General features: G+C 63.6%; 22 protein-coding genes. 11 read left to right on the top strand and 11 right to left on the bottom strand.

Annotated elements, in window-relative coordinates:
• The first annotated feature begins 193 nt into the window (after window positions 1–193).
• Both P5705_RS01625 and P5705_RS01620 read left to right on the top strand, forming a co-directional pair.
• On the top strand, window positions 194–3,070 hold the full coding sequence (locus tag P5705_RS01625) for an RHS repeat-associated core domain-containing protein (RefSeq protein ID WP_277459231.1): 2,877 nt from the start codon (window positions 194–196) through the stop codon (window positions 3,068–3,070).
• Between the two features lie 59 nt (window positions 3,071–3,129).
• Window positions 3,130–3,294 carry a hypothetical protein gene (locus tag P5705_RS01620; protein ID WP_277459229.1) on the top strand — a complete coding sequence of 55 codons (165 nt, stop codon included), beginning with the start codon at window positions 3,130–3,132 and terminating at the stop codon, window positions 3,292–3,294.
• A 169-nt stretch (window positions 3,295–3,463) separates the two neighbouring features.
• Here the strand turns inward: P5705_RS01620 and P5705_RS01615 are convergent, their stop codons facing one another.
• The 4 genes from P5705_RS01615 to P5705_RS01600 form a co-directional block, all read right to left on the bottom strand.
• On the bottom strand, window positions 3,464–4,243 hold the full coding sequence (locus tag P5705_RS01615) for a DNA-binding protein (RefSeq protein WP_277459227.1): 780 nt from the start codon (window positions 4,241–4,243) through the stop codon (window positions 3,464–3,466).
• Between the two features lie 74 nt (window positions 4,244–4,317).
• Window positions 4,318–4,860 (bottom strand): ankyrin repeat domain-containing protein, encoded by a 543-nt coding sequence (locus P5705_RS01610; protein ID WP_431196912.1) that lies wholly within the window; start codon window positions 4,858–4,860, stop codon window positions 4,318–4,320.
• 158 nt (window positions 4,861–5,018) lie between these two features.
• A complete protein-coding gene (katB, locus tag P5705_RS01605) occupies window positions 5,019–6,560 on the bottom strand; it encodes a catalase KatB (RefSeq protein WP_277459224.1) in 1,542 nt (513 codons plus the stop codon).
• Window positions 6,561–6,802: 242 nt separating this feature from the next.
• Entirely contained in the window at window positions 6,803–7,486 is a 684-nt protein-coding gene (locus P5705_RS01600) for a type 1 glutamine amidotransferase domain-containing protein (RefSeq protein ID WP_277459223.1), read from the bottom strand.
• 177 nt (window positions 7,487–7,663) lie between these two features.
• On the opposite strand from P5705_RS01600, the gene P5705_RS01595 reads away from it, so the two are divergent.
• A complete protein-coding gene (locus P5705_RS01595; protein WP_277459221.1) occupies window positions 7,664–8,629 on the top strand; it encodes an acetoacetate decarboxylase (ADC) in 966 nt (321 codons plus the stop codon).
• Window positions 8,630–8,638: 9 nt separating this feature from the next.
• Here the strand turns inward: P5705_RS01595 and P5705_RS01590 are convergent, their stop codons facing one another.
• Window positions 8,639–9,073 carry a MerR family transcriptional regulator gene (locus P5705_RS01590; RefSeq protein WP_240062831.1) on the bottom strand — a complete coding sequence of 145 codons (435 nt, stop codon included), beginning with the start codon at window positions 9,071–9,073 and terminating at the stop codon, window positions 8,639–8,641.
• Window positions 9,074–9,188: 115 nt separating this feature from the next.
• Here P5705_RS01590 and P5705_RS01585 point away from each other — a divergent pair, with 115 nt between their 5' ends.
• Window positions 9,189–10,019, top strand: coding sequence for an alpha/beta fold hydrolase (locus P5705_RS01585; RefSeq protein WP_277459220.1), 831 nt, complete (start codon window positions 9,189–9,191; stop codon window positions 10,017–10,019).
• A 27-nt stretch (window positions 10,020–10,046) separates the two neighbouring features.
• On the opposite strand, the gene P5705_RS01580 is transcribed toward P5705_RS01585, so the two are convergent.
• Entirely contained in the window at window positions 10,047–10,985 is a 939-nt protein-coding gene (locus P5705_RS01580; RefSeq protein ID WP_277459219.1) for a Dyp-type peroxidase, read from the bottom strand.
• A 309-nt stretch (window positions 10,986–11,294) separates the two neighbouring features.
• On the opposite strand from P5705_RS01580, the gene P5705_RS01575 reads away from it, so the two are divergent.
• The 7 genes from P5705_RS01575 to alkB all read left to right on the top strand — a co-directional run bounded on the left by P5705_RS01575 (window position 11,295) and on the right by alkB (window position 21,243).
• A complete protein-coding gene (locus P5705_RS01575) occupies window positions 11,295–12,083 on the top strand; it encodes a formate/nitrite transporter family protein (protein WP_277459218.1) in 789 nt (262 codons plus the stop codon).
• 310 nt (window positions 12,084–12,393) lie between these two features.
• A complete protein-coding gene (locus tag P5705_RS01570) occupies window positions 12,394–13,740 on the top strand; it encodes a hypothetical protein (protein WP_277459217.1) in 1,347 nt (448 codons plus the stop codon).
• A 20-nt stretch (window positions 13,741–13,760) separates the two neighbouring features.
• Window positions 13,761–16,001, top strand: coding sequence for an Ig-like domain-containing protein (locus P5705_RS01565; RefSeq protein ID WP_277459372.1), 2,241 nt, complete (start codon window positions 13,761–13,763; stop codon window positions 15,999–16,001).
• A 15-nt stretch (window positions 16,002–16,016) separates the two neighbouring features.
• Complete coding sequence (locus P5705_RS01560; protein ID WP_277459216.1) at window positions 16,017–16,487, top strand: curlin; 471 nt, start codon at window positions 16,017–16,019, stop codon at window positions 16,485–16,487.
• Window positions 16,488–16,506: 19 nt separating this feature from the next.
• Entirely contained in the window at window positions 16,507–17,952 is a 1,446-nt protein-coding gene (locus P5705_RS01555; RefSeq protein ID WP_277459214.1) for a curlin, read from the top strand.
• A 645-nt stretch (window positions 17,953–18,597) separates the two neighbouring features.
• Window positions 18,598–20,436 (top strand): alpha/beta hydrolase, encoded by a 1,839-nt coding sequence (locus P5705_RS01550; protein WP_277459212.1) that lies wholly within the window; start codon window positions 18,598–18,600, stop codon window positions 20,434–20,436.
• 162 nt (window positions 20,437–20,598) lie between these two features.
• A complete protein-coding gene (alkB, locus tag P5705_RS01545; protein ID WP_277459210.1) occupies window positions 20,599–21,243 on the top strand; it encodes a DNA oxidative demethylase AlkB in 645 nt (214 codons plus the stop codon).
• Between the two features lie 84 nt (window positions 21,244–21,327).
• Here the strand turns inward: alkB and P5705_RS01540 are convergent, their stop codons facing one another.
• From P5705_RS01540 to P5705_RS01520, 5 genes are all read right to left on the bottom strand, one after another.
• Window positions 21,328–22,293: a LysR family transcriptional regulator gene (locus P5705_RS01540; protein WP_277459209.1), complete on the bottom strand. Its 966-nt coding sequence runs from the start codon at window positions 22,291–22,293 to the stop codon at window positions 21,328–21,330.
• A 51-nt stretch (window positions 22,294–22,344) separates the two neighbouring features.
• On the bottom strand, window positions 22,345–23,301 hold the full coding sequence (locus P5705_RS01535) for a peptidylprolyl isomerase (protein ID WP_277459208.1): 957 nt from the start codon (window positions 23,299–23,301) through the stop codon (window positions 22,345–22,347).
• The gene (locus tag P5705_RS01530; protein ID WP_277459207.1) at window positions 23,298–23,762 is read right to left on the bottom strand and encodes a YbjN domain-containing protein; all 465 of its coding nucleotides are present in this window, start codon (window positions 23,760–23,762) and stop codon (window positions 23,298–23,300) included. Before P5705_RS01530 ends, P5705_RS01535 begins: the two co-directional genes overlap by 4 nt.
• A gap of 29 nt (window positions 23,763–23,791) precedes the next feature.
• Complete coding sequence (locus P5705_RS01525; RefSeq protein WP_431196911.1) at window positions 23,792–24,439, bottom strand: DNA repair protein; 648 nt, start codon at window positions 24,437–24,439, stop codon at window positions 23,792–23,794.
• 15 nt (window positions 24,440–24,454) lie between these two features.
• A partial coding sequence (locus P5705_RS01520; protein ID WP_277459206.1) for a putative porin occupies window positions 24,455–25,811 on the bottom strand: 1,357 nt, incomplete at its 5' end.

Raw genomic sequence — 25,811 nt, 5'->3', positions numbered from 1 at the left:
GCGGCGCATCGCGGCTAAAGCCGCTCCTACAGGAGCGGGTTCATCTGCGGGTTGGTGGCGCGGTTGGGGTGCACGGGTTCTTCGTGATCTGAAATGTTCGCCGGCAAGCCGATATCTACAGGGGGGCATATCTGGTCTCGACTAACCTTTACCGGCATGCCGATATTTCTGCGGCATGGTCAAGGAGAACAGGATGAAAAACTCAGGTCACTCATTGCATCACGGAACACCGACGGTGGCGGTCCGCGACAACCGCGGCCTGGCCGTGCGCCAGATCGTCTACCACCGCCATCCGGATACACCCGCTGGCATCGACGAACGCATCACCCGCCACCGGTTCGATGCGTTCGGCCATCCCGTCGAAAGCATCGACCCACGTCTACCCGCCCCCAACTTCACCTATCACCTGTCCATGGCCGGTGAGACGCTGCGCACCGACAGTGTCGACGCCGGCCGCTCCCTTGCGCTGAACGACATTGCCGGGCGCCCGCTGATGCATCTCGGCGCCAATGATGTCGCTCGCTATCATCACTACGAATCGGCCCCACTCGCGGGGCGGCCGTTGCGTGTCATCGAGGGCTTCACCGGAGCAACGCCTCGCATCGCCGAGCGCTTCGCCTGGGCCGGCTCCGACCAAGCCAGCAAGGACCATAACCTGGCCGGTCTGCCTGTTCGTCATTACGATACCGCTGGCCGCCTGGAGACCGAAGGTGTTGCACTGACCGGCCTGCAGCTGTCCTTGACCCGCCAACTGCTCGCCGTCGACGGCGAAGCTGACTGGCAAGGGGCGGATGAGGCGGCGTGGGAGCGCCTGCTTGCGCCGGAAACCTACACCACCCTCGCTCACGCCGATGCCACCGGCACGATGCTCAAACAAACCGATGCAGGCGGGCACAAGCAGCGTCTGGCCTACGATATTGCCGGGCAACTGGCCAACAGCTGGCTGACCCTCAAAGGGGGCACCGAGCAAGCCATCCTCGCCTCCGTCACGTACTCGGCCGCCGGGCAGAAGCTGCGCGAAGAGCACGGCAATGGCGTGCTCACCACCTTCACCTATGAACCGCGTACCCAGCGCCTCCTTCATATCCTGGCCGAGCGGCCAACCGATAGGAAACGCCTGCAAGACCTGCGCTACGCCTACGACCCGGTGGGCAATGTGATCCACCTGCACAATGACGCGCAGGCGTCACGCTTCTACCGCAACCAGAAGGTCGACCCCGAGCACCATTACACCTACGACACCCTCTACCAACTGGCCAGCGCCACCGGCCGCGAACTGCTCGACATCGCCAACCGCCCGCCGAAGCAACGCTCAACCACCCTCCCGCTCCCCTCCGACGACGGTACCCTCGTCAACTATGTTCGCCACTACCACTATGACCGTGGCGGCAACCTGACCGGCGTCAACCATAACGCCGACGCCAACAGCTACAAGATCGAACTGACAGTGTCCGACCGCAGCAACCGCGCCGTGTCCAAGGACGTGACCGAAGACCCGGCACAGGTCGATGCGTACTTCGACGCTGCGGGCAATCAACGCCAGTTGCAGGCGGCCCAGTTGCTGGAATGGTCCAGCCGGGGAGAATTGGCGCGGGCCGTGCTGATTGCCCGTGACAGCCTGGCCGCCGATGAGGAAACCTACCGCTACGACGCCAACAGCCAGCGTGTGCTCAAGCGCCGCTCGGACCTGACCTCCGGGACCGTGCACCACAGCCACGTGCTCTACCTGCCAGGTCTGGAACTGCGCATTGAATACAACCATACGACCGTGGAATCGTCGCGGCACGAAATCATCGTCGGCGCCGCCGGGAGTGCGCAGGTAAGGGTGCTGCACTGGGAGACCGGCCTGCCGACTGGGATGTCTAACGACTCGATACGCTATAGCTATACCGACCTGATCGGCAGTGTCGGGCTTGAGCTGGATAAAAACGCCCAGATTATCAGTCAGGAAGAGTACTACCCTTACGGCGAGGTAGCAGTATGGATGCCGCATAACGCAGTGGAGGCGAAGTACAAGACCGTGCGCTATTCCGGCAAGGAACGGGATGCGACGGGGTTGTATTACTACGGCTATCGCTATTACCAGCCCTGGCTGGGACGATGGCTGAGCCCAGACCCGGCGGGAACGGTGGATGGGCTGAACCTGTATCGCATGGTCCGAAATAATCCCGCGACGTTATACGATACCGATGGGCTGTCACCGACAGGACAGCCATCCGAAAATAAAACAACCGAAGCTCAATTGCGAAAACGTAGCCGAGAGGAGGTTTACCACACATACGCTGCCATAGAAGCGGCCCCTAGAATAATCAATGAGACCACTGAAGAAGTCGCTAATTTCTTGCAGTCCAAGACAACCACAGTGATTTACAGCGCCACATCGATGGTCGCAGTAGAGGTCGTGGGTGGTACGGCTTCAGCACTGACTACGGTTGTGACAACCCCATTTCTCGGCCCCGGCGCCTTCGTTGCCGGCATGGCGGCCAAAGAAACTCTTAAAGCATTGGCGCCTCCGTACAAGCCTGTTCCAGACACTGACATGAGCAAAGCGCTAGAGAAGGAAACGCATCATTTGTGGTCAAAGGTCAAGGCTGGGATAAAGAAGTTCGCGAACGCAGAATTTCTAACTCACAAGGGAATCGACAAGGCTGGAAATACACTTATCGATACCGCTGCGGAAGCTGCGGTCGGTACCGCCGTGCCGGGCTCTGTGCCAATCACATCGGTTTACAAAGCCACCAAGAAATTAATAGAAGCAAAAAATACCAGCAAAGAGCAGGTGGCCAGAAGGTTTTCTGCAGACCTGAGTCAAGTCGAAACAACGCTCAATGAATATGTCGAGCGAGTCAGCGACTCTTTCAACCGGAATGGCAGGCCTATACAAATGAGCATGTGGGTAGATCCTTTAGGCAGGCGTCGGAGCCTGGATGAAGGTCTTCCCATGGAGATACATGTTGGCCACCGCCCTTACCTCAGAAGGAGCTCATTGGACAGCCATGTTCGCCGGACGGCGCAAGCTGTGGCGAAAGGAAGGCATGTCATAGCTCAATACGACCAGCGTAAAAAGTAAAAAAGGCGGGAAGCCTGCACACAGCGCTTACCCTTCCCTTGCTTGAGGCAAGGCCGTCAATGATTGATGTTCCGACGCCAATCATCGACGGCCCTGGCCTTAAGCGCATTGCCCACGGCTACTTCGTGTTGTCGGCGGCGGCTGGGTTGTTCGTCTCGTCGGACGAAGGGCCGGTACTGGCCAACTATGAGCTGGACAGATCGACCAGGGCAAGGCCTGAGTAGTCTGGCGGTAGGAGCGAATCCACGGTTGGCACGGTCCCTGTAGGAGCGGGTTTACCCGCGAAGCAGGCGCCGCGGTATCTGGCACCGGCTTTCCCGGTTTTCCCGATGTTCGCCGGCAAAGCCGGCTCCTACAGGTACGGCGTCGGTTCGATACCTGCGAAGCAGCAGCCTACGGATGAGTGCCCGCCCCTAGCCGCGCCAGCTGCCTGTCCTGCTCGGCACAGCGTTGACGCTCCGCCTCCAGTTGCCGGCGTATCTCTTCGCTGGCGCCCTGGGCCTGGCCAAGGATGGCGCGCAAGCCCTGCACCTGGGCATCGCGCTGTTCCAGCTGCTCACCCATCACCTTGCGCTCCGACTGCGCCTGGCGTTGCTCGGCTTGCAGTCGCTCGTTGTCACGGTGCAGTCGGGTCAGTTCTTCCTGGCGAGCGGTCATGCCCAACTGAACGGTCTGCAACTGCCCCTGCAACTGGCGAACCTGGGTCTCATGGCGGCGCTGGTCCTGTTCCCGTTGCTCTCGGTTGCTGGCACGCAAATGCTCGATGTCTTCATGGGCCTGGCGGTGCTTTGCTTCCAATGAGCGGACCTGTTCTTCCTTGTCCGTCAGGCGCACCTGCAGTTCACCCAAGGCCTGCCGGGCCAGCTGCAGTTGCGACTCCAGCACCCGGCGCTGGTTGTCCACCTCTGCCTGGACGGCATCGATGCGTGCCTGACCCTCCTCCTGCAACTGTGCCGCCAGTTGCTCCACCAACTTGCCCAACGGTTCGCTGAGGCTGGTCATGCCGTTGAGGCTCACTGGCTCCAGCTCTTTGAGATAACGATGAATCGTGGTTTTCGACCCTGTATTGCCCAATTCGATACGTACAGCATCGATACTCGGATGCTCGCCCCGGGCAATCAGCAACTGCCGCGCACGCTGCACTGCTGCCTTGTCGATCCCGGTCCTGGCCATGTTCGCTCCTGAAGTTTCGTACCATGGTACGTACCATGTAATTACGCGAATTCTGCACCTGTAACGGCGGGATTTCAAGGTGACGCAGGCATGCCCTTCACCTCGCCTCGTTGCAGGCTACCCACGGTGTTGCCCATGGCATCCCGTGCGTCGAGGTCTGCGCCCCGCGCCTCCAGGGCCTGCAGCACCTCGGTGCGCCGGAACAGCGCGGCGTACATCGCCGCCGTCTGCCCGGAGGCATTGTGCTGGTCGGGGTTGCAGGGGGCGTCGATCAGGCGCCGGGCGATACCCACCTCGCCCTTGAAGATAGCCCCCATCAGCGCCGTGTTGCCGCGCAGATCCTGCACGCAAGGGTCGGCACCCGCCGCCAGCAGTTGCTCAACGGTTTCACCCTGGCCGTGATAGGCCGCCAGGATCAGGCCGGTGTAGCCCTTCGCATCACGCACATTCAGGTCGAACCCGGCCTCGATGAATGCCTGCAGCATGGCCTGGTCGCCGCGTCGCGACGCGTCGAAAAAGTAGTCGCGCACGCGTTGCTCGACGGCCATGTCCTGCGCATCCGCCAGAGCAGTCATCGTCGTCAGCCCGACCAGAGCCGCAAGAAACCATGCCCGCATGGTGGCGTCCTCCAATGCAATAGAACACAACTGATTGATTTGGCGCGGCCTCTGTCGGAGCGGCTGCTGCCGCGATCACCCGCGAAGCGGGTATCAGACACCGCGTCGCCTGCATCGCGGCTGAAGCCGCTCCTACAGAGGCCCCTGCTCGTGAGTCATCAGTCCTGCAGCTTCGCCGCCAACTGCTGGACCCGTTTCAAGTCCGCCTTGGCCACCTTGGCCAGGCCGGTGCCGTAATCGCTGTCGGCCTTGTAGAAGAACGACAGCATGATGTAGCGGCTCTCCTCGTCCGCAGTCGCCAGCGCAGCGCCCAGGCTGTTGATCAAGTCGGTCTGGTCCTTCTTGCCGTAGGAGCGGAACAGCTCGCCGGTCTGCTTGAAGTTCTGCTCGCGCTGGATCTTCGCCTGCTGGGTGCTGCCACTGAGCGGGGTCGACACGTAGCGCGCGCTGGCCTGCTCATCCCGCGGCTGGCGGCGGCTCGGCTGATAGTTCACGCCACTGTCGGTGTGGCCGGCGTTCATCGCGCCGTCCTGGTTGATGCTGTTGACCTCGGCGCGCGGGCGGTTGACCGGCAGGCTCAGGCCATTGGCGCCGACCCGGTACATCTGGGTGTCGGCGTAGGCGAACAGGCGGCCTTGCAGCAAGCGGTCCTCGGACGGCTCGATACCCGGCACTAGGTTCGACGGCGCCATGGCCACCTGCTCGGTCTCCTGGAAGAAGTTGTCGACGTTGCGGTCGAGCACCATCTGGCCGATCTTGCGCTCGGGGACGTCGGGCCAGATCTTGGTGGCGTCCAGCGGGTCGAAGTCGAAGTTGGCCAGCTCTTCAGGCTTGAGCACCTGGATGTACAGGTCCCATTTCGGGAAGTTGCCCTTGCCGATCGCGCTGACCAGGTCGTGGGTCATGTGGCTGTAGTCGCGGCCCTGGACTTGCTCGACCTGTTTCGGGTCGAGGTTCTTTTGCCCTTGCAGGCTCTTCCAGTGGAACTTCACGTAGTGCGTCTCGCCCTTGGCGTTCACCAGCTTGTAGGCGTGCACGCTGTTGCCGTCCATCTCGCGGTAGCTGGCCGGGGTACCCTCATTGGAGTACAGCAAGGTCAGGGTGCGGGTGGCCTCGGGCACATGGGAGAAGAAGTCGAAGCGACGCGAGTCATCGTCGAGGTTGCTGCGCGGGTCGGGCTTGAAGGCATGGACCATGTCCGGGAACTTGATTGCGTCACGGATGAAGAAGGTCGGGAAGTTGTTGCCGACCAGGTCCCAATTGCCGTCGGCGGTATAGAACTTGGTGGCGAAGCCGCGTGGGTCGCGCAGGGTCTCGGGGGAGTGGTTGCCATGCACCACCGCGGAGAAGCGCACGAACACCGGGGTCTTCTCGCCGGGGCGGAATACCTTGGCCATGCTCAGGTCGCTGATGTCGGCGCTGGCGGTGAACTGGCCGTGGGCACCGGTGCCGCGGGCATGCACCACGCGTTCCGGAATGCGTTCGCGGTCAAAACGCTGCAGCTTCTGCAGCAGTTGCACGTCCTGCAACAGCACCGAACCGTTGGGGCCGGCGGTCTGCGAGTTCTGGTTGTCACCCACCGGGGCGCCATTGTCGCGGGTCAGGGTGGCGGCCTGCACGGACATCGACAGCAGGCTGGCGGCGAGGCTGGCCGCTACCAGCAGGCGGCCGGGCTGGAACAGGTTGAGGGAAGGGATCATGAATCTACTCCTTATGGCTCTATCAGGCGTCTTTGGTGCGCCTGACAGAGGGTAAGGAAGTAGGCTGTGATCGCTAAATTGATACTCCGTATCAGTTCGATTGGTAACTTTTATGGCTATGGATATTCGTTTCAGCTATATGGAGAGGCCGCATCGCGGATGAATCCGCTCCTACAGAGAAGTTGTGTCGCCTGTAGGAGCGGATTCATCCGCGATGCGGCGCGCAAGCGGCGCTCATCCCGCTAAAGCATCGCCGCCACCTGCTGCGCCGTGGCCTTGGCCGACTGCGGGTTCTGCCCGGTGACCAGACGCCCGTCCACCACCACCTTGGACGTGAACGGCAATAGCGCCTTCTCGTAGCGTGCGCCGCGTTCGCGCATCAACGCCTCGGCGTTGTAGGGCACCTTGCCTGCGACGCCTGCCAGCACCTCCTCGAGCCAGGCATAGCCGGTCAGGCGCCGCCCCTTGACCAACAGGTTGCCGTCGGATAGCCGCGTATTGAGCAATCCACAGTAGCCATGGCACACCGAAGAAACGATGCCACCTTGTTCGTAGATCTCCCGAGTCAGGCGCTGCAAGCCTGGATCATCCGGAAAGTCCCACATCACGGCATGGCCACCCGTGAAGTAGATGGCATCGAAATCGGCCGCTACCAGGTCTTCAGGGCTGGCGGTGTGGTCCAGCAGCGCCATGCTGGCCGGGTCGTTCAACCAGGCCTTGCCCGTGCCGTCGAGCAATGGCCATTTCAGCGAGCGCGGTTCCAGGGGCGACTTGCCGCCCTTCGGGCTGACCAGGCGTTGTTCGTAGCCCTTGGCCGCGAACACCTGCCAGGCATGGGTGAGTTCCCCCAGCCACAGCCCGGTCGGTTCGTTCGGGTCGGTGTAATGGGCGACGTTGGTGACGACATGCACGATGCGCTTGGTCATGGAGCAGTTCCTGCGGGTGATCGGTACCTCTGACGTTAGCCTTCAAGTCAACTTCAAGGTCAAGTGCAAAGCGGCACGTTGAATCGACGCTTGACATTAAAGTTGAGTTGAACGTTAGGGTGGCCCTGCATTCAACCCTGGAGAGCTCGAACTGTGAAACTTGCAACACTTGCGGCAATGGCTGGCGTACTCTTGGCGCCCTGCGCGGGCAGCGCACTGGCGGACACAGCCGCCACCACGGTGATCGATATCGCCGGCCACCCGGTGCCCGTGCTCAAGGGCGGGCTGTACGACCGTTACCGCTCCAACCCGCCCCTGTCGGTGATCCAGGCGCAGGCACCGGAGCTGGACCTGAGCTGGTTCAAGACCTTGCCCAAGACCAAGGTCGATATCGGCTTCGCGTCCTACTCGCCGAACTTCTACTACCGCAACAGCCGGGTCACCGCGGTGTACACCGCCGACCTCGAGCGCCTGCGCGCCCTTATACCGGCCAAGGTGCTGGAGCAGGTGCAGCCGCTGCAGGTCTGGCCAGGGCGCGGCCTGGTGGCGTTCACCGCCTACACCTATGACTACTGCGACAACGACAGCTACAACGAGGTCGCCCTGTCGATCATCACCAACCAACCGGGCAAGGCGAACCTCGGCCCCATCACCTTGATCGGGCAATCGATGTCGAAGGACTTCTGGGGCTATGTGCTGAAGCTGCCGGTGAACACCGAGCTGGCCCGCGTGCGTGGCGTGGTCGGCTACAACCTGCCGAAATGGCTGACGGGCATCGACCGCCATGAAGACGCCGGCACGGTGACCTACGACATCGTCGACAGCCAGACCGGCCAGGTGGATGTGGTATTCAAGGCGAACAAGCTCGACGATGTGTCCAACGACGTCGGCATGGTGACCAACAGCTTCACCAACCTCGACCATGACGGTCAGCTGACCTACGGCTACGCCACGTCCCGGCAGACCCGCCATGCCACCAGCACGCGCGCGGATTCAGTGCAGATGCAACTGGGCGATGGCAGTCTGTCGACCTACATCCGCTCGCTGGACCTGGGCAAGATGGTCAAGTACGAATACGTGCCAGCGTTCCAGAGCGCGCTCTACGCGCCCAAGCCGCTGGCATTGCTGGGCAAGGACGACTGAGGCGCCGGGTCAGTTGCCGCCACCGGCCTTGCTCGCGGCGATGTCCTCGCGCAAGCGGTCCAGCACCCGCTGGGTGTTGTCCACGCATTGCATGCCTTCGGGCTTGCTCTCGATGCCGTCGATCACCAGCAGCAATTGCTCCTTGTTGCGTGCCAGGCGCTGCTGCAACAGGTCGATCTCCTCGACCTTGCGCTTGAGCCCGTCGAGCAGCTCGCCATGCTGCCAGCCGCTGGCGTTCACCGGCAGCAGTTGGCGGATCTCTTCCAGGGAAAAGCCCGCCGCCTGGGCGCTGGTGATCATCTCCAGCACCCAGACGGCATCGTCGGTGTAATCACGGTAGCCATTGGCCTTGCGCCCGACGGTCCGAATCAGCCCGCTGGCTTCGTAGAAACGAATCCGCGAAGGGGCAAGACCGGTAATTTTTGCAAGCTCTCCTATTCTCATCAGGCACCTTGAAAACGCGTTGACCTTAAAGCGCACTTTAATCCTACAGTGGCGTCGTGGCCAAGTGGCCCCGCACCACATGTGTAGTCCGCAGACCTCGAACAGGAGAAGCGAAATGGGATACGTCACGACAAAAGAAGGTGTCGAGATCTTCTACAAAGACTGGGGCCCCCGCGATGCCCAGGTCATCTTCTTCCACCACGGCTGGCCGTTGAGCGCCGACGACTGGGATGCGCAGATGCTGTTCTTCCTGGCCCACGGGTATCGGGTCGTCGCCCATGACCGCCGTGGGCACGGGCGCTCCAGCCAGGTGTGGAACGGCCACGACATGGACCACTATGCCGATGACGTGGCAGCGGTGGTACAGCACCTGGGCGTGCAAGGCGCCATCCATGTGGGGCACTCGACCGGTGGCGGCGAGGTCATCCACTACATTGCCCGGCACACCGAGGACCCGGTCAAGAAAGCTGCCATCATCAGCGCCGTCCCGCCGATCATGGTGAAAACCGCCAGCAACCCGGGCGGGCTCGACAAGTCGGTGTTCGATGGCCTGCAAGCCCAGCTCAAGGCCAACCGGGCGCAGTTCTACCACGACATCCCGGCCGGCCCGTTCTACGGCTACAACCGCCCGGGCGCCAAGGCGGACCAGGGTGTGGTGCTCAACTGGTGGCGCCAGGGCATGATGGGCTGCGCCATCGCCCACTACGACGGCATCGTCGCCTTCTCCCAGACCGACTTCACCGAAAGCCTGAAGAAAGTGACGATCCCGGTGCTGGTGATGCACGGTGACGACGACCAGATCGTGCCTTACGAGAACTCGGGACCACTGTCCGCCAAGCTGCTGCCCAACGGCACGCTGAAAACCTACGCCGGCTTCCCCCATGGGATGCCCACCACCAATGCCGACGTGATCAACGCCGACCTGCTGGCGTTCATCCGCGGCTGAAAGACTTGGGGCGGACGTTGCTCGCCCCTACTCGCCGAACCGCTCGAGAAAATCCACCGATGGCACGAAGAACAAGCCACCCGTGACCGCACGGCTGTAGTCGAGCAAGCGGTCATAGTTGCCCGGTGGCTTGCCGACGAACATGTTCTCCAGCATCTGCTCGATCGGCGCGGGCGAACGGGCGTAACCGATGAAATAAGTGCCGAACTCACCGGCGCCCGGGCGGCCGAATGGCATGTTGTCGCGCAGTATCTTGATCTCTTTGCCGCCCTCTTCGAGGGTGGTCAGCGAACTGTGTGAACAACTGGGCTTCACATCATCGTCCAATTCGATATCGGACAACTTGGTACGGCCGATAATGAGTTCCTGCTCGGTGGTGGACAACTTCTCCCAGCCCGCCATGTCATGCAGGTACTTCTGCACCAGTACATAACTGCCGCCCGTAAATTCAGGGTCTTCATTGCCGACCAGGGTGAACGTTTCCACTTCCCGCGGCCCCGGGTTCTCGGTGCCATCGACGAAGCCGATGATGCTGCGCATGTCGAAATAGCGAAAACCCTGGACCTCATCGACCACGGTTACCGCCGATCCCAGGCGCTTGACCAGCTGCGACGCCAGTTCGAAACACAGGTCCATATGTTCGGCGCGAATGTGCAACAGCAGATCGCCTGGTGTGGCGACGGCAACGCGCTCGCCCTCGCCAAACTCCCGGAAACCGTGCAAGCCAGCGGGTTTCGGGAGCCCGAACAGCCCTTCCCATACCCTGTCGGCAAAACCGATGACGCAGGAAAGATTGCCTGACGGCACGCGCTTGCCAACGGAACGCACCAGGGCGGCGATAGCGCCACACAGCCCCCGCACGCGGTCACGGCTGTCATCACCGGGGTTGAGCGTTGCCACCAGGAAGATCGCGCTACGGGTGATCGGGCTGTCGACCGCCTGGGGCTCTGTTGCGTTGTCGTCCATATAATGCGCACCTTTTAATACAGGCTCATGTGAAGTCATGTTATTGCCGGCAAGACAATGAGCGGAATAACATCACGGCCTGTGTGGTATAGCACAGTTTATTCTCGAACAATGCCCTCATAGATGACATCTATCGGTCGATCCAGCCTATCGATTTGACTGCGTCAAATTGCCCCAGATAATGAGCGACGCTTGCTGAAGTTACCGCCAAGTCCGCCTGCCCGTACCTGAGCTGTTCCTGCCCCCTATAAATACGACCCACGGCCTCCCCATCGACCGTGCCTGTGTCCCTGCGTCCGAGTTGTTGAAATGTCTGTCAATGCCCCCTCCCAGATCACCGAACTGGTCATCGAAGCCGGTGCCAAGAAGGCCCACCTCCCCACCCGCGCGACCCTGATCCTGGGGTTCCTGGCGGGTGCGTTCATTTCCCTCGGGTTCCTGCTGGCGATCCACGTCAGCACGATGATTCCGGCACCCTGGGCGTCGTTCGGCAACCTGCTGGGCGCCGCCGTGTTCCCCATCGGCCTGATCCTGGTGATCCTGGCAGGCGGTGAACTGTTGACCGGCAACATGATGAGCCTGCCGCTGGCGATGTTCGCCGGGCGTATTCGCCTCGGCGCGGTCGCCCGCAACTGGCTGCTGGTGACCCTGGCCAACCTGCTGGGCGCGTTGTTCGTGGCCTATTGCTTCGGGCACCTGCTGGGGCTCGCCGAAGGGCCCTACCTGAGCAAGACCCTCGCGGCGGCGACCAGCAAGGTCAGCGCCGACTTCCTGCATGCTTTCATTTCCGGTATCGGCTGCAACTGGCTGGTGTGCCTGGCGGTGTGGCTGTCGTACGCCAGCCGCGAAGTCAGCGGCAAGATCCTCGGGATCTGGTTCCCGATCATGGCCTTCGTCGCCATCGGCTTCCAGCACGTGGTGGCGAACATGTTCCTGATTCCGGCGGCGATCTTCGCGGGGTACCTGAGCTGGGGCCAACTGGTGCAGAACCTGGTGGCGGTGTTCCTGGGCAATGCGGTGGGCGGCGCGATCTTCGTGGGCCTGGCCTATTACGTGTCCTACGCCATCCCGACCCAGGAGCAACAAGCGCTGAATTGATCCGCTGCATGAGACTGTAGGAGCGGATTCATCCGCGATGCGCCGCGCGAGCGGCGCTCGATCTCATGGACGCAGGAAATCCATTGCCGGACACTTGCCGCCCTCACACACTCCCCCGCGTACGCCTTGCCCCATTCCCCAATGCTGGGTCTACCCGCCCACCTGCAATACCTGCCACGGCCATTCAACAGGTCGCTGAAACCCCTGCCCCAGAGCCTCCAGAAAGACCCGTTCAAAACCTGGCACAACTGTTGCCGATCACTCCCCAGACGCCCCATCCCCTGGGCCCGTTCGCAGGAGGAAGCGAGTCATGCACCGACCCAAACCCCATCCGCTGGCCGTGGCGATCTTCGCCGGCCTGCTCCAGCTCCCGGCCCAGGCTGCGCTGTACGCGGTCGACAGCGGGCCCTACACCCTGCCCAACGGCAAGTTCCCGGCCTGGTTCCAGGACAGCCATGGCCGCACCCTCGACCTGTGCCTGTCCAAGGCCGTGAGCTCGCGGGTGGCCGGTGCCCCCGGCGCGCCGTCGTACATGTGCACGCTGCTGCCCACCCCCGGGGTGTTCGACGACACCCAGCCCATCGTCTTCCCCAGCAACTTCCCCGACGAAGCGTTCTGGTTCACCGCCGACGCCGCGCTCGTCGACGCCGCCCGCGGCATCGACCTGGGCTATGTCTCGGCCATCGAGGCGGCGTTCAGCGCCGAGGAGCCGGTGGATGGCGACCAGGTCAGCTTCGCCCGGGTGCGCATCCGCGTCGATGTGCCGGTGGCCGGCACCTACGTGGTCACCCACCCCTATGGCGTGGAGGTGTTCGATGTGCAGACCCCGGGGCGCCGGGCGATCAACATGACCCGCGATATCGGCATCGGCTCGCCGGGTGACCATACCGGCGCGCTCAAAGGCGATATCGGGCCGTTCCTGCGCAGCGTCAACGGCCCCTACACCGAGACCAACCCCAGCAACGGGGCCAGCGAGCGCTTCGTCGGCGACCCGAACCTGTCGGAGCCGGTCACCGGCAGCCCGTTCAACACCAACTTCGTGCGTATCGAGGGCCCCAACGGCCTCGACCTGCGCACCGAGCTGTTCGCGGTGTCCGGCAAGCTGTCCACGGTCACCCGCCCCACCCCGCTGATCCCGCAGCGCAGCACCTATTCGCGGCACACCGTGAATGGCGACCTGCGTGCCCAGCAGGACGTGTTCGTGTTGGCGCCCCCGGCGCCGGCCACGGTGACACTCTCGAGCCAGAACCCGGCACTGCCCTTGGGTGAAGCCAACGGCACCGGCGCCTGGTACGGCCAGTCGGTGCTCAACCCGACCTTGCCGCTGACCTTGCAGGTGACTGCCGACAACAGCCTGGCCATCGCCAACAGCACGCCAACCACGGCGCCGATGCCGCTGACCGACCTGGTGGTGATCAGCCGCGCCGAATACAGCCTGGCCAGCGGCCAGCTGACCCTGGTCGCCAGCAGCAGCGACGAGACCAGCCCGCCCGCGCTCACCGCCCGTACCGGCAACGGCACGCTGATCGGCAGCTTGAGCGGCAATGGCGCGGTTAAGACCCTGACCACCGGGCTGTCGCCCATCCCGCCGGCCAAGGTGCAGGTCACCAGCGCCAACGGCGGCAGCGACAGCGAAGACGTGGTGCTGGTGCCATGAACAGATTCCTGGGAGGCAGCATGAACATCTGGTCACGCCGGGCGCTGTGCGCCGCCGGTTTCACCCTCACCGTCAGTGGCGCGGCCTGGGCCGCGCTGACCGAGGTCGACCCGGGCCCCTACACCTTTGCCACCGGGGGCTACCCCATGTGGTACAAGGACGCCACCAACCTGTCGCTGGAGTTGTGCCAGTCACGCGCCACCAGCACCCGCGCGCCGGGCGCGCCCGGGGCGCCGGCCTACCTGTGCACCCTGTTGCCCGAGCCCGGCGTCTACGACGATGCCCTGCCGCTGGTGTTCCCCGACAACTGGCCGCCGGAGATGTTCTGGTTCCTCGCCGAGACCGAGATCCCGGCGGTAGGCAACAGCGGCTATGAACTGGAAGTCTATGTCGCCGGCCTGGAAGCGGCCTTCGCCGCCGAAAACCCGGTCGATGGCGACCAGCAGAGCTTCGCCCGGATCCGCATCCGCGCCTCGGTGCCGCAAGCCGGTACCTACACCGTCACCCACCCCTACGGCGTGGAGACCGTCACCGTCGCCGCCAACCAGGTGGGCCGCCGCGCCATCAACATCACCCGCGACATCGGCATCGGCGCCCCCGGCAACTTCAGCGGCGCGCTGAGCGGCAACCTCGGCCCATTCCTGCGCGGGGTCGGCGGCCCTTACACGGCGGTCAACCCCGACACCGGCGCCACCGAGACCTTCATCGGCGACCCGAACATCACCGAAGCGGTGACCGGCAGCCCGAACAACACCAATTTCGTGCGCATCCAGGGGCCGGCCGGATCCATCCAGACCAACGTCTTCACGGTCTCCGGCAAGGTCCTCGATGCCCGCCAGCAGACCCCGGTGCAACTCGAGCGCGCCACCTACCAACGCAATGGCGCCGGTACCCGCGTCGAGGTGTTCGCCAAGGCGCCGAACAATGCCAGCCTGTGCCTGCGCAACGGCCTTGCGCTGGTCGGCTCGCCACCTTCGCCGTGCCAGTTCAGCTTGCTCGCCGACAACAACGGGTTGTTCTTCAGCCAACAGCTGAGCCAGGCGCTACCGCCGTCGGTAGTGGTGGTCACGGCCAGCGATCCCACCGGCACCACACAGCCGACGGCACTGTCGAGCAAACTCAGTGATGTCGTGCGGGTGACCAACGCACGCTACGACTGGGCCAACAAACGGTTGCTGATCGAGGCCCGCTCCAGCGACGAAGTGCTGGTGCCCGACCTGCTGGTTCAGGGCTTCGGCCGCATGTCCAAGTCCGGCGTGCAGCAGAGCCTGACAGTCAACGACCTGGCCCAACCGCCGGCCAGCATCACCGTCAAGTCCGCCCATGGCGGCATGGACGTCGAACCGGTGGTGGTGGTCGGCAACGCCCCGGTGCAGGCCGCCAACCAGCCACCCGTGGCCCAGGCCGACAGCGGCGCCACCAGCGTTGGGGTGCCCATCACCCTCAACCTGCTGGCCAACGACAGCGACCCGGACGGCAACGTGCCGCTGAGCATCAGCGACCTCACCCAACCCGGTACCGGCCTGGGTGGCGTGGTGCTCAACGGCACCACCGCGGTGACCTATACCCCACCGCCCGGCGCCACCGCGCCGCTGGTAGCCACCTTCAGCTACCGTGCCATGGACGCCAAGGGCCTGAAGTCGACCCCGGCCACGGTGACCGTCAACGTGGCGCCCAACCAGCCGCCGAGCGCCGTGGCCGACAGCGCCGCCACCCTCGGCGTGCCACTGACCATCAATGCCCTGGCCAACGACACCGACCCGGAAGGCAACCTGCCGCTGGCCATCGCCAGCGTCACCCAACCGACCCCGGCCGGCCGCGGCACGGTCAGTACCGACGGCAGCGTGATCACCTACACGCCACCAGCCACGGTCACCGCGGCATTCACCACCAGCTTCAGCTACGTCGCCCGGGATGCCCTCGGCGCGTTGTCCAGCCCCGGCACGGTCACCGTGCAGGTGTCGCCACGGCCTGCCCAGGAGACCTTCGCGGTCACCGCGGCCACGGTCACGGCGCGCTCGAACAACCGCTACAACTGGGACATCAGCGGCACTTCGTCGGTGACCACCGGCAACACCATCACGGTACGGGTGACCACCACCACCGGCGTGCAGACCCTGGGCACCACCACCGTGCCGGTGACCGGCCGCTGGCGCCTGGCGGTGAGCAACAGCACCACGGCGATCCCGACCGCCAACCCGACGGCGACGGTGACCTCCAGCCAGGGCACCACGCGCACCGTCAACGTGACCGTGCAATAGGCCAGGGAGAACGCCATGCCACGCCTGCCCCTGTTGCTGCTGTGCCTGGCCCTCGTCGGCCAGGCACACGCAGACGACCTGATGGACAACGCCGACCTCGCGGCCGGCAACGACCTCGGCGAGCCGCTGCTGGTGCGTTTGCTGCCAGTGGGCAGCGGCCAGGCGGCGGTGATTGAGCAACAGGGCAACGGCAACCGCGCCGCCCTCGACCAGAACGGCCAGGCCCTGCTGGGCCGCATCGTCCAGGCCGGGGGCGCGCAGGAAGCCTACATCCTGCAGGAAGGCAGCGACCTGATGGCCACGATCAGCCAGCAGGGCTATGGCAACAACGCAACGATCCGCCAGAACGGCAGCGGCAACAGCGCCGCCATCGAACAGATCGGCAACCAGAACAGCGCCACCATCGACCAGCGCGGCACGGGGCTGAACAGCAGCGTGACCCAGGCCGGCAATGGCCAGCAAATCCACATCACCCAGTACCGTTAGCAGACCTGGAGGCACCACCATGAACAAGCTCGCCCCCCTGAGCGCCGCCATTGTCCTGGCCCTGGCCGGCCAGGCCATGGCCGCCGACAGCAGCTCGACCCAGAACCAGCAGGGCAACAAGCACATCGCCGAAGTGAAACAGACCCTGGCGCCGTTCGCTTCGGCCACCCAGGACCAGACCGGCCACGACCACAACCACATGGCGGTGCAGGACAGCAGCACCAGCCATATCCAGCAGGGTGCCAGCGGCGCGTTCAACGCCGGCTACGCCGAGCAGTTGTTCGAGAATGGCAGCCAGATCACCCAGCAGGCCGGCGGCACCCTCAACGACGCTTTCGCCAGCCAGTCGGTGGGCGAGAACAACCAGGCCCTGCAGGTGCAGGACGGCACGGGCAATCACTCGATCATCTGGCAGGACACCCAGCTGGGCAGCCAGGCCACCACCCTGCAGTCGGGCCAGCGCAACGATGCCACTGTCGAGCAGTTGTTCGGCGGCAGCAACAACAAGAGCCTGGTCATGCAGGCCGGCAGCGACAACCAGGCTGCCGCCGAGCACCTGACCCACAACAACGGCGATATCGCCATCTACCAGGACGGCAAGCAGAACTGGGCCTACGGCGACCAGCGCGACGGCCTGGGCGGCACCATTGGTATCAGCCAGCACGGCACCGGTCACTCGGTGGAGGTGTGGCAGGACAACCAGGCCGCCAGCCAGGCCAACGTCTACCAGACCGGGCAGCTCAACGAGGGCTACATCGACCAGAGCTTCGGCCAGGGCAATAGTGCCAGCCTGAATCAGAACGGGCGCGCCAACGCCAGCTGGTCGGACCAGTTCGAGAGCAACCAGTCGGTGACCAGCATCAGCCAGACCGGCAACAACAACCTGCACTTCACCTACCAGACCGGCGACAACCACAGCCTGAGCATCAATACGACCGGCAACGGCAACAAGATCCTGGCCAGCAACTGGAAGGGCGACAAGTCCGGCGGGCAGTTCGGTGACAGCCAACGGGCGGTGGTCAACCAGGCTGGCAACGGCAACAGTGTCAACTTCGAGCAGAAAGGCAGCAGCCAGCTGGCCCGGTTGAACCAGAACGGCAACCGCAACCAGATGGAGACCAAGCAGGCCGACAGCAACAACGAGCTGTACTTCGAACAGAACGGCAGTGACAACCTGCTGATCGCCGACCAGCGGGGCAGCGGCAACCATGCCGAGGGCGTGGCGGCCGGCAATGGCGGCAGCGTGACCCTGGATCAGTCGGGCAGTGGCAACCAGAGCTTCACCTACCAGCTTTATGGCAGTGGCAACCAGGCTACCGTCAAGCAGGCCGACGGGGTCAATGTCGCCTATGTGACCCAGGGCGGCAATGGCAACCAGGCGTTTGTCGACCAGAGCGGGGCCAGTCAGACGGCGACCATTACCCAGTTCGGCAATACCAACATGGCGACTGTTACGCAGCAGTGATCCGCTTCCCTTGAACCACAGTGCCGGGGCTTCCTGGTGCTGTGGTTTTTTCCTTGGGCAACCCCAAGGTGCAACTGACCGCAGCCATTTTTCGAAAATGAAGAATGGCTGGCCTTGGTCCCTGGCCTTGCCGAATTTTGCGAGGCTTCGAGGTGTACGACGGGAGAGGTGCAGCGCCTATCAAATCGAGCGCCGCCCGCGCGGCGCATCGCGGATAAATCCGCTCCTACGCTTGTTGCAACGTGGCCATGACCGATAGGCCATGGTTGTTCCCCTGGTTTGGACGCGTCACGGCAGGTCACAGGTGCGGCACGTTGCAACCGAGGTAGGAGCGGATTTATCCGCGATGCGCCGCGCGGGCGGCGCTCGATCTCATGCCTGTCGGAAATCGACCGCTATTATTTAGATCGGTTGCTCCAGGTTTGCCGCAAACGCTCTCTACCTCAGAGTGGACGAAGTATGCCTCTGGGATCATTCGATCACGATCCGAACCCGCCGCGCAGGCCTGAACGGCGGCAATTTGCTCCGTTCAGGCGCTCAGCAAGCGTGGTGGCGGTTGGGGTCCTCGAACGTCCCAAAAGGGCTTGATCATGATTCCGAGAGGGCTTCTGAACCGCGAGCAGTTGGAAAAAAGGAGGTGCCGGAATGACTGACAAAAGCGAAAGCACACTGACCAACAGCGTAGGCCCAGTACACCAATCGGACGTGGGTGCAGATGGTCACACGGATGAATACCAGACAGAGCAGTGCATGGTTCTTCTGCTCCATGCATACCTGAACCACGCCGCCAGTCTCAAACCGGTTTCCGATGAAATTAGGAAGCTTTGGCCGAACGCCGCGATCTGTTGCCCTGAGATTGATGCAAGCCTCTTGTCCTTGGCAGATCCAGACAAGATTGTCTGCGACTTGCTCTTGCTGGTTGACGCGCGCATTGCTCAAGCGAACCAAGAGGGCAAGCCGATTACCTCCATCATCATCGTTGGGCACAGCATGGGGGCATTGATTGGTCGCAAGCTCTATGTGGTGGCGTGTGGTGAAACCCCTGATGGGCCCTTCGAACCGGTCTATCACGGGTCAAGCTCATTGAATGAACCTGGGCTGCTCCCTGCACGCGCTTGGGCACCACTGGTAAAACGCATCGTGCTACTCGCCGGTACCAACCGAGGTTGGCAGATCTCGCACCATCTCAGTCTCGTACATGCCGTGGGCTGGAGACTGGGTACCGTTGCCGGATATGCCACCAAACTGATCACTGGGCGCTGGCCGCTTATTTTCAGGTTCCGCCGAGGCGCCGAATTCGTCACCCATCTACGCATTCAATGGCTCCAGCTAAGGCGGCTTACCAAACAGTCTGATGGTCTAGGCAATGCGCTGACTATACAACTGCTGGGGTCTCGAGATGATCTCGTTTCCCCGGAGGACAACGTCGATCTCGTCGCAGGCCAGGATTTCATCTACTTGGACGTCCCCCACTCCGGCCACGCAGACGTCATACGCTTGCAAGACCCACATTACGGTCAAGGCCGCACAAGGGTCATGGTCCAAGCCTTGAAACTTCCACTTGAAGCCCTGCGCGCGCTGGCGGCGTCCCCCGCCGATGATCAGTTCTTTACTTCGAATGAGGCTATCAAGAATGTCGTGTTTGTCGTTCACGGCATCCGGGACGAAGGTTTCTGGACTCAAAAAATCGCCAGAAGGGTAAAGCACCTGGCGGGGGACAGTGCATGCGAATGGGCGACAGAAACTTCCAGCTATGGGTATTTCCCCATGCTTCCCTTCCTCCTTCCTTGGTACCGGCGCAGTAAAGTCGAGTGGTTGATGGACCAGTACACCGAAGCGCTGGCGCGCTACCCCAAGGCGAAATTCTCGTTTGTGGGACACAGCAACGGAACCTACCTGGTGGCCAAGGCGCTGGAGCTCTACCCCTGCTGCAAATTTACCAACGTGGTGTTTGCCGGCAGTGTCGTGAGAGTGGGTTATGACTGGGCAAACCTACTAGGTTCAACCCCGCCCCGGGTAGCCAAAGTACTGAACTTCATCGCGACCTCCGATTGGGTAGTCGCCTTCTTCCCGAAATTCTTTCAATTCTTCAAACTGCAAGACCTTGGGAGTGCCGGCCATGATGGCTTCCACACGGCGGGTCAGCCAAGCAGCTTGTTTCAGATTCGATACGTCAAAGGTGGGCACGCAGCCGCGATCACCGAAGATGAATGGGACGCCATTGCAGCCTTTGTGCTGACTGGAGAAATCGATGTAAAACTTCTCCCTAACGCAACTCACCAGCAAAACCCCATCATTTCACTCTTCGGCCGGATGCCACCCTTGGTATGGGGTGCTATCGGGTTATTCATGTACCTGGCTTGGGAAGGTATTGAACTGCTGATCCACAGGAACGTAATCGACCCCGAGACCCGCGGCCTTATTACCGGGCTGGCACTCGGTTCCTACCTGGTCATGCTGTGGCTTGTCATGACAAGGCTATAGGTAGGCGCGGATTCATCCGCGAGGCGCCGCGTGGGCGGCGCTCGATCTCACAGGCCCTGCAAAGGTTGCGACTGGCACTTGGTGGCCCTGCCGCGGTCAACAGCCTGTTCCCAGAACAACCACCCACTATACAATCGCCCAACCCAGCCAATCCTCCTGATCATGATCCAGTCCGACCTCGACCTGTTCGGCCCTCAGCCTCAACACCTGGCCAGCCACACCGTGCTGCTGCCCGGTTTCGCCCTGAAGGACATCGAGCCCCTGCTGGACGCCCTGCGCCCGATTCTGCGCGCCGCACCGTTTCGCCACATGCATACTCCGGGCGGCCAGCGCATGGCGGTCGCCCTGACCAACTGCGGCGCGTTGGGCTGGGTCAGCGACGAACGCGGTTATCGCTACACACCCACCGACCCTAAAACCGGCCAACCATGGCCTGCCCTGCCAGCGGTCTTGCTGAACCTGGCCAACCAGGCAGCGGCGGTCGCTGGGTTCGAAGGTTTCGTGCCCGACGCCTGCCTGGTCAACCACTACGTGCCTGGCACACGCCTGAGCCTGCACCAGGACCGTGACGAGCAAGACTATGGGCAGCCGATCGTGTCGATCTCACTGGGGTTGCCTGCAGTGTTTCTTCTGGGTGGCCTTCAACGCAGTGATCGCACCCAGCGCATACCCTTGAACCACGGGGATGTACTGGTGTGGGGTGGCGAAGACCGCTTGCGCTTTCACGGAGTATTGCCGATCAAGCCCGGTGTGCATCCCCGTCTGGGTGAACGGCGTATCAACCTGACCCTGCGCAAGGCGGGATAGCGGAACAGCCCCTGTAGGAGCCAGCCTTGCTGGCGAAACAAGGCGCAGCCTTGTCGGTGTCCCCTTCGCCAGCAAGGCTGGCTCCTACAGGGGTATGGCGGCGTCCTTGAACCACTCCCGGCGTTCATCGAACGCCGCCCGGATCGCCCCGACCATCACTTGCACCAGCGGATCGCCCTCGGTGGCGGCGTTGACCGCCAACCACACCCGCCGCCGCATCGGCACCTGGAACAAACCCGGCAAGGCCAGCAAGCCACGGTCCAGATGCCCCGCGTAATGCGGCAGCAGGCCAACGCTGGCGCTGCACTTGATCAACTGGCAGTACATCTCGTAGCCCTGGATGCACGTCACCCCCGCGGATCGCCCTGCAAGCAGGGCCTGCCACTGGGCAAGCGCGGCCACGCCCTCCTCTCCCTGCCATTGCACCAGCATGTAGTCCTGCAGGTCCGCCAGGCTGCCCGGACGATTCGCTTCACGCACATAGCGCTTGGCAATGTGCGGCAGGTACTCGAGGGTGGCCAGCGCCTCGGCAGGCATTTCAAACAAATCGGGGGCGCGCAGATCACCCAGCCAAAGCGCCACGTCGACCTCCTGGCCCGGACTCTGGCGCCCATCGAGGGTGACCACTTCAAGACGCATGCCCGCGTGTTGGCGCACCAGGTTGATGAGGCTGCGCCCCAGCAAGTCCTGAAGCAGCGGCTCGGTCACCGCAAGACGAACTGGCATGGTCTGCACGCGCGCCGGCGCAGGCTCATCGGGCTCACGCGCCTGCAAGGCCAGCAGCAACCGCTCGCCTTGCTGGCTGAGTACTGGCGTGTTGTTGCGATTGACGAACAGGCCATAGCCCAGCCGCGCCTCCAGCACGGCCAAACGCTTGCGCAGCGCCACCGGCTTGAGGTTCAGCCGCCGGGCCGCCTGCATGAAGCAGCCGCAACGGGCGGTGATGACAAAGCAATCCAGGGTCTGTTCGTCCAAGGCCAACGGCACCTGTGGGCGAACGACGGGCACGGCGGTTTCCGGGGCTTGCCCCCGGGACAGGTCGTTCGGCATCCCTTGCCTCCCACGGGCCCGACGCCCGGGCCCGGTTCTTCCATGATGGGTCTAGTGGCTGCTCTCCAGCACCTTGTTCAACGCCGCGCCATCGATACTCAGGGTGGCACTGTCGAACATGCCCTCGACATACGCCTTGGCCACCTGCTCCTGGCGCTGGGCACGCAGCAATTGGCGCAGGCGCGGCGCAACCTCGTCGAACGTCGCCGCACGGGCCGGTTGCTGCTCGACCAGTTTGACGATGTGGTAGCCCGCCGCGCTCTGCACCGGTTCGCTGATGGTGCCCACCTTGAGCCTCGACACCACGCCGCGCACCTCCGCCAACAGTTGGGCCAAGGCTTGCAAGCCGGTGTCACCGCCGTTGGCGGCCGTGCCGGCATCTTGCGAGTGCTCGCGGGCCAGGGCGGCGAAGTCGGCGTCGCTGGCCTGGGCCTGCTTGGCCAGTGCCTGGGCCTGCTTGCGCACGGCCTCGTCGTCCCTGGGGTTCTCCACCCGCAGGAAGATCTGGCTTAGGCGGTAGCGCGCCGGCAACTGCAAGCCGGCCTTGCCGGCCTCGTAGGCTTGCTTGAGTTCTGTCTCGCTGGGGTAGTCGTCGGGCACCTTGCTGACCGATTCGAGGTAGTCGCGCAGCACGATCTGCTCAGTGGCGGCACGGGTCTGGGCCTGGATGTCCGGGCGTTGCAGCCAACCCTGGGCCTCGGCCTGCTGGTACAGGGCCTTTTCCGCCAGGCGCGCGCGGATCCAGGCTTCCAGTGCCGGCCGGTCACCGCGCAGGCTGGCGCGGGCGTCCTCGGGCAACTGGGCGAACAGCGCCTTGAGCTCGCCGCTGCCAACCTGCTGTTCTCCCAGCCGGGCCAGGGTCGGGCCATTGTCGACCGGTGCCTGGATGGCCGACGACGCCGGGCGCGCCGCCGCCACCGGCTCATCGCCCGGGCGCAAGGCCAGGGCGATCGCCACCGCGACCAGGGCCAGCGCGCCAGCGCCGGCCCAGAGCGCACGCGCCGTCACGAGGCGCTCACCGCTTCGCTGCCGGTCTGCTCGGCGACATTGCGGCTGTAGTCACGCAGGTAGACGATGAACTCCTGCAGCAGCCGGTCCCACAGCAGCAGGCTGCCCAGCAGGTGCTTCTCGCTGACGCCGTCGGCGACCACCACGTCTTTTTCCATCACCAGGAATTCGCCCTGCACCGACAGGCGGGCGAAGCGTCGCGAGGCGTTCCAGCGTTCAGCCAGGCCTGACGGCAGCTCGCCCTGGATACGCAGGGCGCAGCTGAAAGTGAAATCGAGGAACTCGCCCTCCTGCCCCTGCGCACGATTGCCGAAACGTACGGCATAACCCACGCCCTGGCTGGCACTGAGCAACTGCACCACGGCATTCTGCTCGCTGCGGTTGACCCGGCAGCCGGCGTCCTGCAACAGCTTGGTGAGGGAGTCGGCGCTCACGGTTTCGATCAGGGTGACTTCGGTCATGTCTTGCCTTCCTTGTGGTGGTTGAATCGTCACGGGTTGACGCCCTTGGGGGCATCGAACTGGCTTTCATAGAGTCGATCGCCGTAGGCCTGGGCCAGCTCCTCGAAACGTACCCGGGCCCCGCCGGCAAAGGGCTGGCGCATCTTCACGACATCGGCGATATCGACCTTCTCGTAGGCGGCCAGCATCTCCTTGGCCACCCCGTACATCTGCTGGTTGCGCGCCTGGCACTGGCTCACCTGGCCGTCACGCTCGCTCAGCCGGGCCTGCAGCGCGGCGCGCTCGCCTTCCTTGCCCCGGGCCATGCCCAGCAGCTCTTCGTAGGCTTGCTTGTACTTGTGCAGTTGCTCGTTGCTGCTGGCCACCAGCGCCTGGGCCTGGCTGTGCATGGCTTGCTGCTGGCCGGCCAGTTGTTCGCTCTGGCCGCGCGCCTTGGCCAGCTGCGCGGTCAGCTCGCGCACCTGCGCCTGGGCGGCGTCGCGCTGCTGCTCGGCGGCCTGGCGGGCGGCGCTGGCCTGGGCTTGCTCGCTCTGCAGGGCCTGCAATTGCTGGGTGGTGCTGCGCAGTTGGGCGCGCAGGCGCTCCTCGAGGGTGTCGGCCGACACCGAGGCCGCCAGGCTTGCGCCCAGGGCCAGCATCAGCCAGGTGCAACGACGGCGATAGGCTCCCTTGTTCATGCCCGTGCTCCTTCCCTAGAACCGCGTGTTGACTTCAAGTTGTAGCACATCGATATCAAACGGCGCGCCGTAGACTGCTTCGCTGCTCAACCAACGGGCTGTGGCGTAGACGTTGTCGGCCAGGCCGTAGTTGCCGCCGAGGAAGTAGCCCTTGGCGTTGGTGCCGCCCAGGTGGAAGCTGGAATCGTTGAAGCCGTCCGGCAGCGCGTCGGGCTCGATGCGCTTGTAGCCGGCGAACAGGTTCCAGTCGCCGGCCTTGCGCATGTCCAGGGCGTTGCCCAGGGTGAACTGGAACATCCAGGCATCGCTGCCGCTCTTGATGTTGCCGTTCTCGTCGACGTTGTTGGCCAGCTGGCCGGCCGCGCGCTTGCGCATGTCGCCCTCGTCGTAGGCCAGGTTGTGGATGTAGTTGGCCTGGCTGCGCAGCTTGAAGTCGTGGGGCAGGTCAGCGTCCCACACCAGGTTCAGGTCGAGCAGGTCGAACTCCGAGGCGATCCCCACGAACTGCGGCTGCGGCGTGGCGGCCGGGTTGGCCGGGTTCGGCGTGATGTCGCGCAGCAGGAACAGGGTGTTGCCCTTCTGCATGAAGGTCGGCCGGGTCTCGTCACTGTCGCAGCCCGGCTGGCCGTTCCACGGCGCGCAGGGGCTGGAGCGTTCGCCCGCGATATCGTCGAAACGGTAGTAGGCCATGGCGCCCTTGAGCCGGTGGTGGTCGTTGATCGCCCACTTGGCGCCGAGCTGGGCGCCGTACAGCCACTTGTTCTCGCTGTCTTCCTTGTCGAAACCGTTGCTGCTGGCGCTGTCGTCGCTGTACTGCACCGGGAACGCGCCGACGGTGCCGAACAGGCTCAGATTGCGGTTCAGCGGCTGGTCGAAGATTGCCGCCAGGCCGTCGAAGTTGAGGTCGTGGGAGTAGAGGATGTCGGTGGACATGAACGGGTTGGCGATTCGCCCGCCGGTCAGGGTCAAGCGCTCGCTCGGGCGCCAGCTCACATAGCCCTGGTCGAGCCAGAGGTCTTTCTTGCCGAAGCCACCGCCCAGGTTCTGGGTGGTCGACACCGGGTTGTTGTTCGAGCCGGTGGCGATGCGGATGCCCGCCACCCAGTTTTCCGCCAGCTGCGCTTTCAGGCCGAAGCGAGCACGCAGACGCAGGATGCTGTCGCGATCTTCCCGCGTGTTGAGCAGCGGCGGCAGGCTGGAGCTGCTGTTGGGGTTGACGTCGTACGGCCCCTTCTCGTTGAGCTTGGCGAAATCGACGATCTCGTTGCTGTTGCCGTCGGCGTAGTAGCGTGACTCGCCGCGCAGGCGCAGGTCGCCGTCGAAGCTGATGCGCGAGGCCCAGTCGGGGAAGCTGTTGGGCGCGGCCCAGTTC

The sequence above is a fragment of the Pseudomonas entomophila genome, from assembly GCF_029478665.1.
Taxonomy (GTDB): Bacteria; Pseudomonadota; Gammaproteobacteria; order Pseudomonadales; family Pseudomonadaceae; genus Aquipseudomonas; species Aquipseudomonas entomophila_F.
This window is presented reverse-complemented; position numbering and strand designations above follow the sequence as displayed.

What these genes read in the sequence shown, in the direction of transcription:
- P5705_RS01625 (WP_277459231.1), top strand. Translation starts at nt 194, where the DNA reads ATGAAAAACTCAGGTCACTCATTGCATCACGGAACACCGACGGTGGCG.
- P5705_RS01620 (WP_277459229.1), top strand. Translation starts at nt 3,130, where the DNA reads ATGATTGATGTTCCGACGCCAATCATCGACGGCCCTGGCCTTAAGCGC.
- P5705_RS01615 (WP_277459227.1), bottom strand. Translation starts at nt 4,243, where the DNA reads ATGGCCAGGACCGGGATCGACAAGGCAGCAGTGCAGCGTGCGCGGCAG.
- P5705_RS01610 (WP_431196912.1), bottom strand. Translation starts at nt 4,860, where the DNA reads ATGCGGGCATGGTTTCTTGCGGCTCTGGTCGGGCTGACGACGATGACT.
- katB (WP_277459224.1), bottom strand. Translation starts at nt 6,560, where the DNA reads ATGATCCCTTCCCTCAACCTGTTCCAGCCCGGCCGCCTGCTGGTAGCG.
- P5705_RS01600 (WP_277459223.1), bottom strand. Translation starts at nt 7,486, where the DNA reads ATGACCAAGCGCATCGTGCATGTCGTCACCAACGTCGCCCATTACACC.
- P5705_RS01595 (WP_277459221.1), top strand. Translation starts at nt 7,664, where the DNA reads ATGGCTGGCGTACTCTTGGCGCCCTGCGCGGGCAGCGCACTGGCGGAC.
- P5705_RS01590 (WP_240062831.1), bottom strand. Translation starts at nt 9,073, where the DNA reads ATGAGAATAGGAGAGCTTGCAAAAATTACCGGTCTTGCCCCTTCGCGG.
- P5705_RS01585 (WP_277459220.1), top strand. Translation starts at nt 9,189, where the DNA reads ATGGGATACGTCACGACAAAAGAAGGTGTCGAGATCTTCTACAAAGAC.
- P5705_RS01580 (WP_277459219.1), bottom strand. Translation starts at nt 10,985, where the DNA reads ATGGACGACAACGCAACAGAGCCCCAGGCGGTCGACAGCCCGATCACC.
- P5705_RS01575 (WP_277459218.1), top strand. Translation starts at nt 11,295, where the DNA reads ATGTCTGTCAATGCCCCCTCCCAGATCACCGAACTGGTCATCGAAGCC.
- P5705_RS01570 (WP_277459217.1), top strand. Translation starts at nt 12,394, where the DNA reads ATGCACCGACCCAAACCCCATCCGCTGGCCGTGGCGATCTTCGCCGGC.
- P5705_RS01565 (WP_277459372.1), top strand. Translation starts at nt 13,761, where the DNA reads ATGAACATCTGGTCACGCCGGGCGCTGTGCGCCGCCGGTTTCACCCTC.
- P5705_RS01560 (WP_277459216.1), top strand. Translation starts at nt 16,017, where the DNA reads ATGCCACGCCTGCCCCTGTTGCTGCTGTGCCTGGCCCTCGTCGGCCAG.
- P5705_RS01555 (WP_277459214.1), top strand. Translation starts at nt 16,507, where the DNA reads ATGAACAAGCTCGCCCCCCTGAGCGCCGCCATTGTCCTGGCCCTGGCC.
- P5705_RS01550 (WP_277459212.1), top strand. Translation starts at nt 18,598, where the DNA reads ATGACTGACAAAAGCGAAAGCACACTGACCAACAGCGTAGGCCCAGTA.
- alkB (WP_277459210.1), top strand. Translation starts at nt 20,599, where the DNA reads ATGATCCAGTCCGACCTCGACCTGTTCGGCCCTCAGCCTCAACACCTG.
- P5705_RS01540 (WP_277459209.1), bottom strand. Translation starts at nt 22,293, where the DNA reads ATGCCGAACGACCTGTCCCGGGGGCAAGCCCCGGAAACCGCCGTGCCC.
- P5705_RS01530 (WP_277459207.1), bottom strand. Translation starts at nt 23,762, where the DNA reads ATGACCGAAGTCACCCTGATCGAAACCGTGAGCGCCGACTCCCTCACC.
- P5705_RS01525 (WP_431196911.1), bottom strand. Translation starts at nt 24,439, where the DNA reads ATGAACAAGGGAGCCTATCGCCGTCGTTGCACCTGGCTGATGCTGGCC.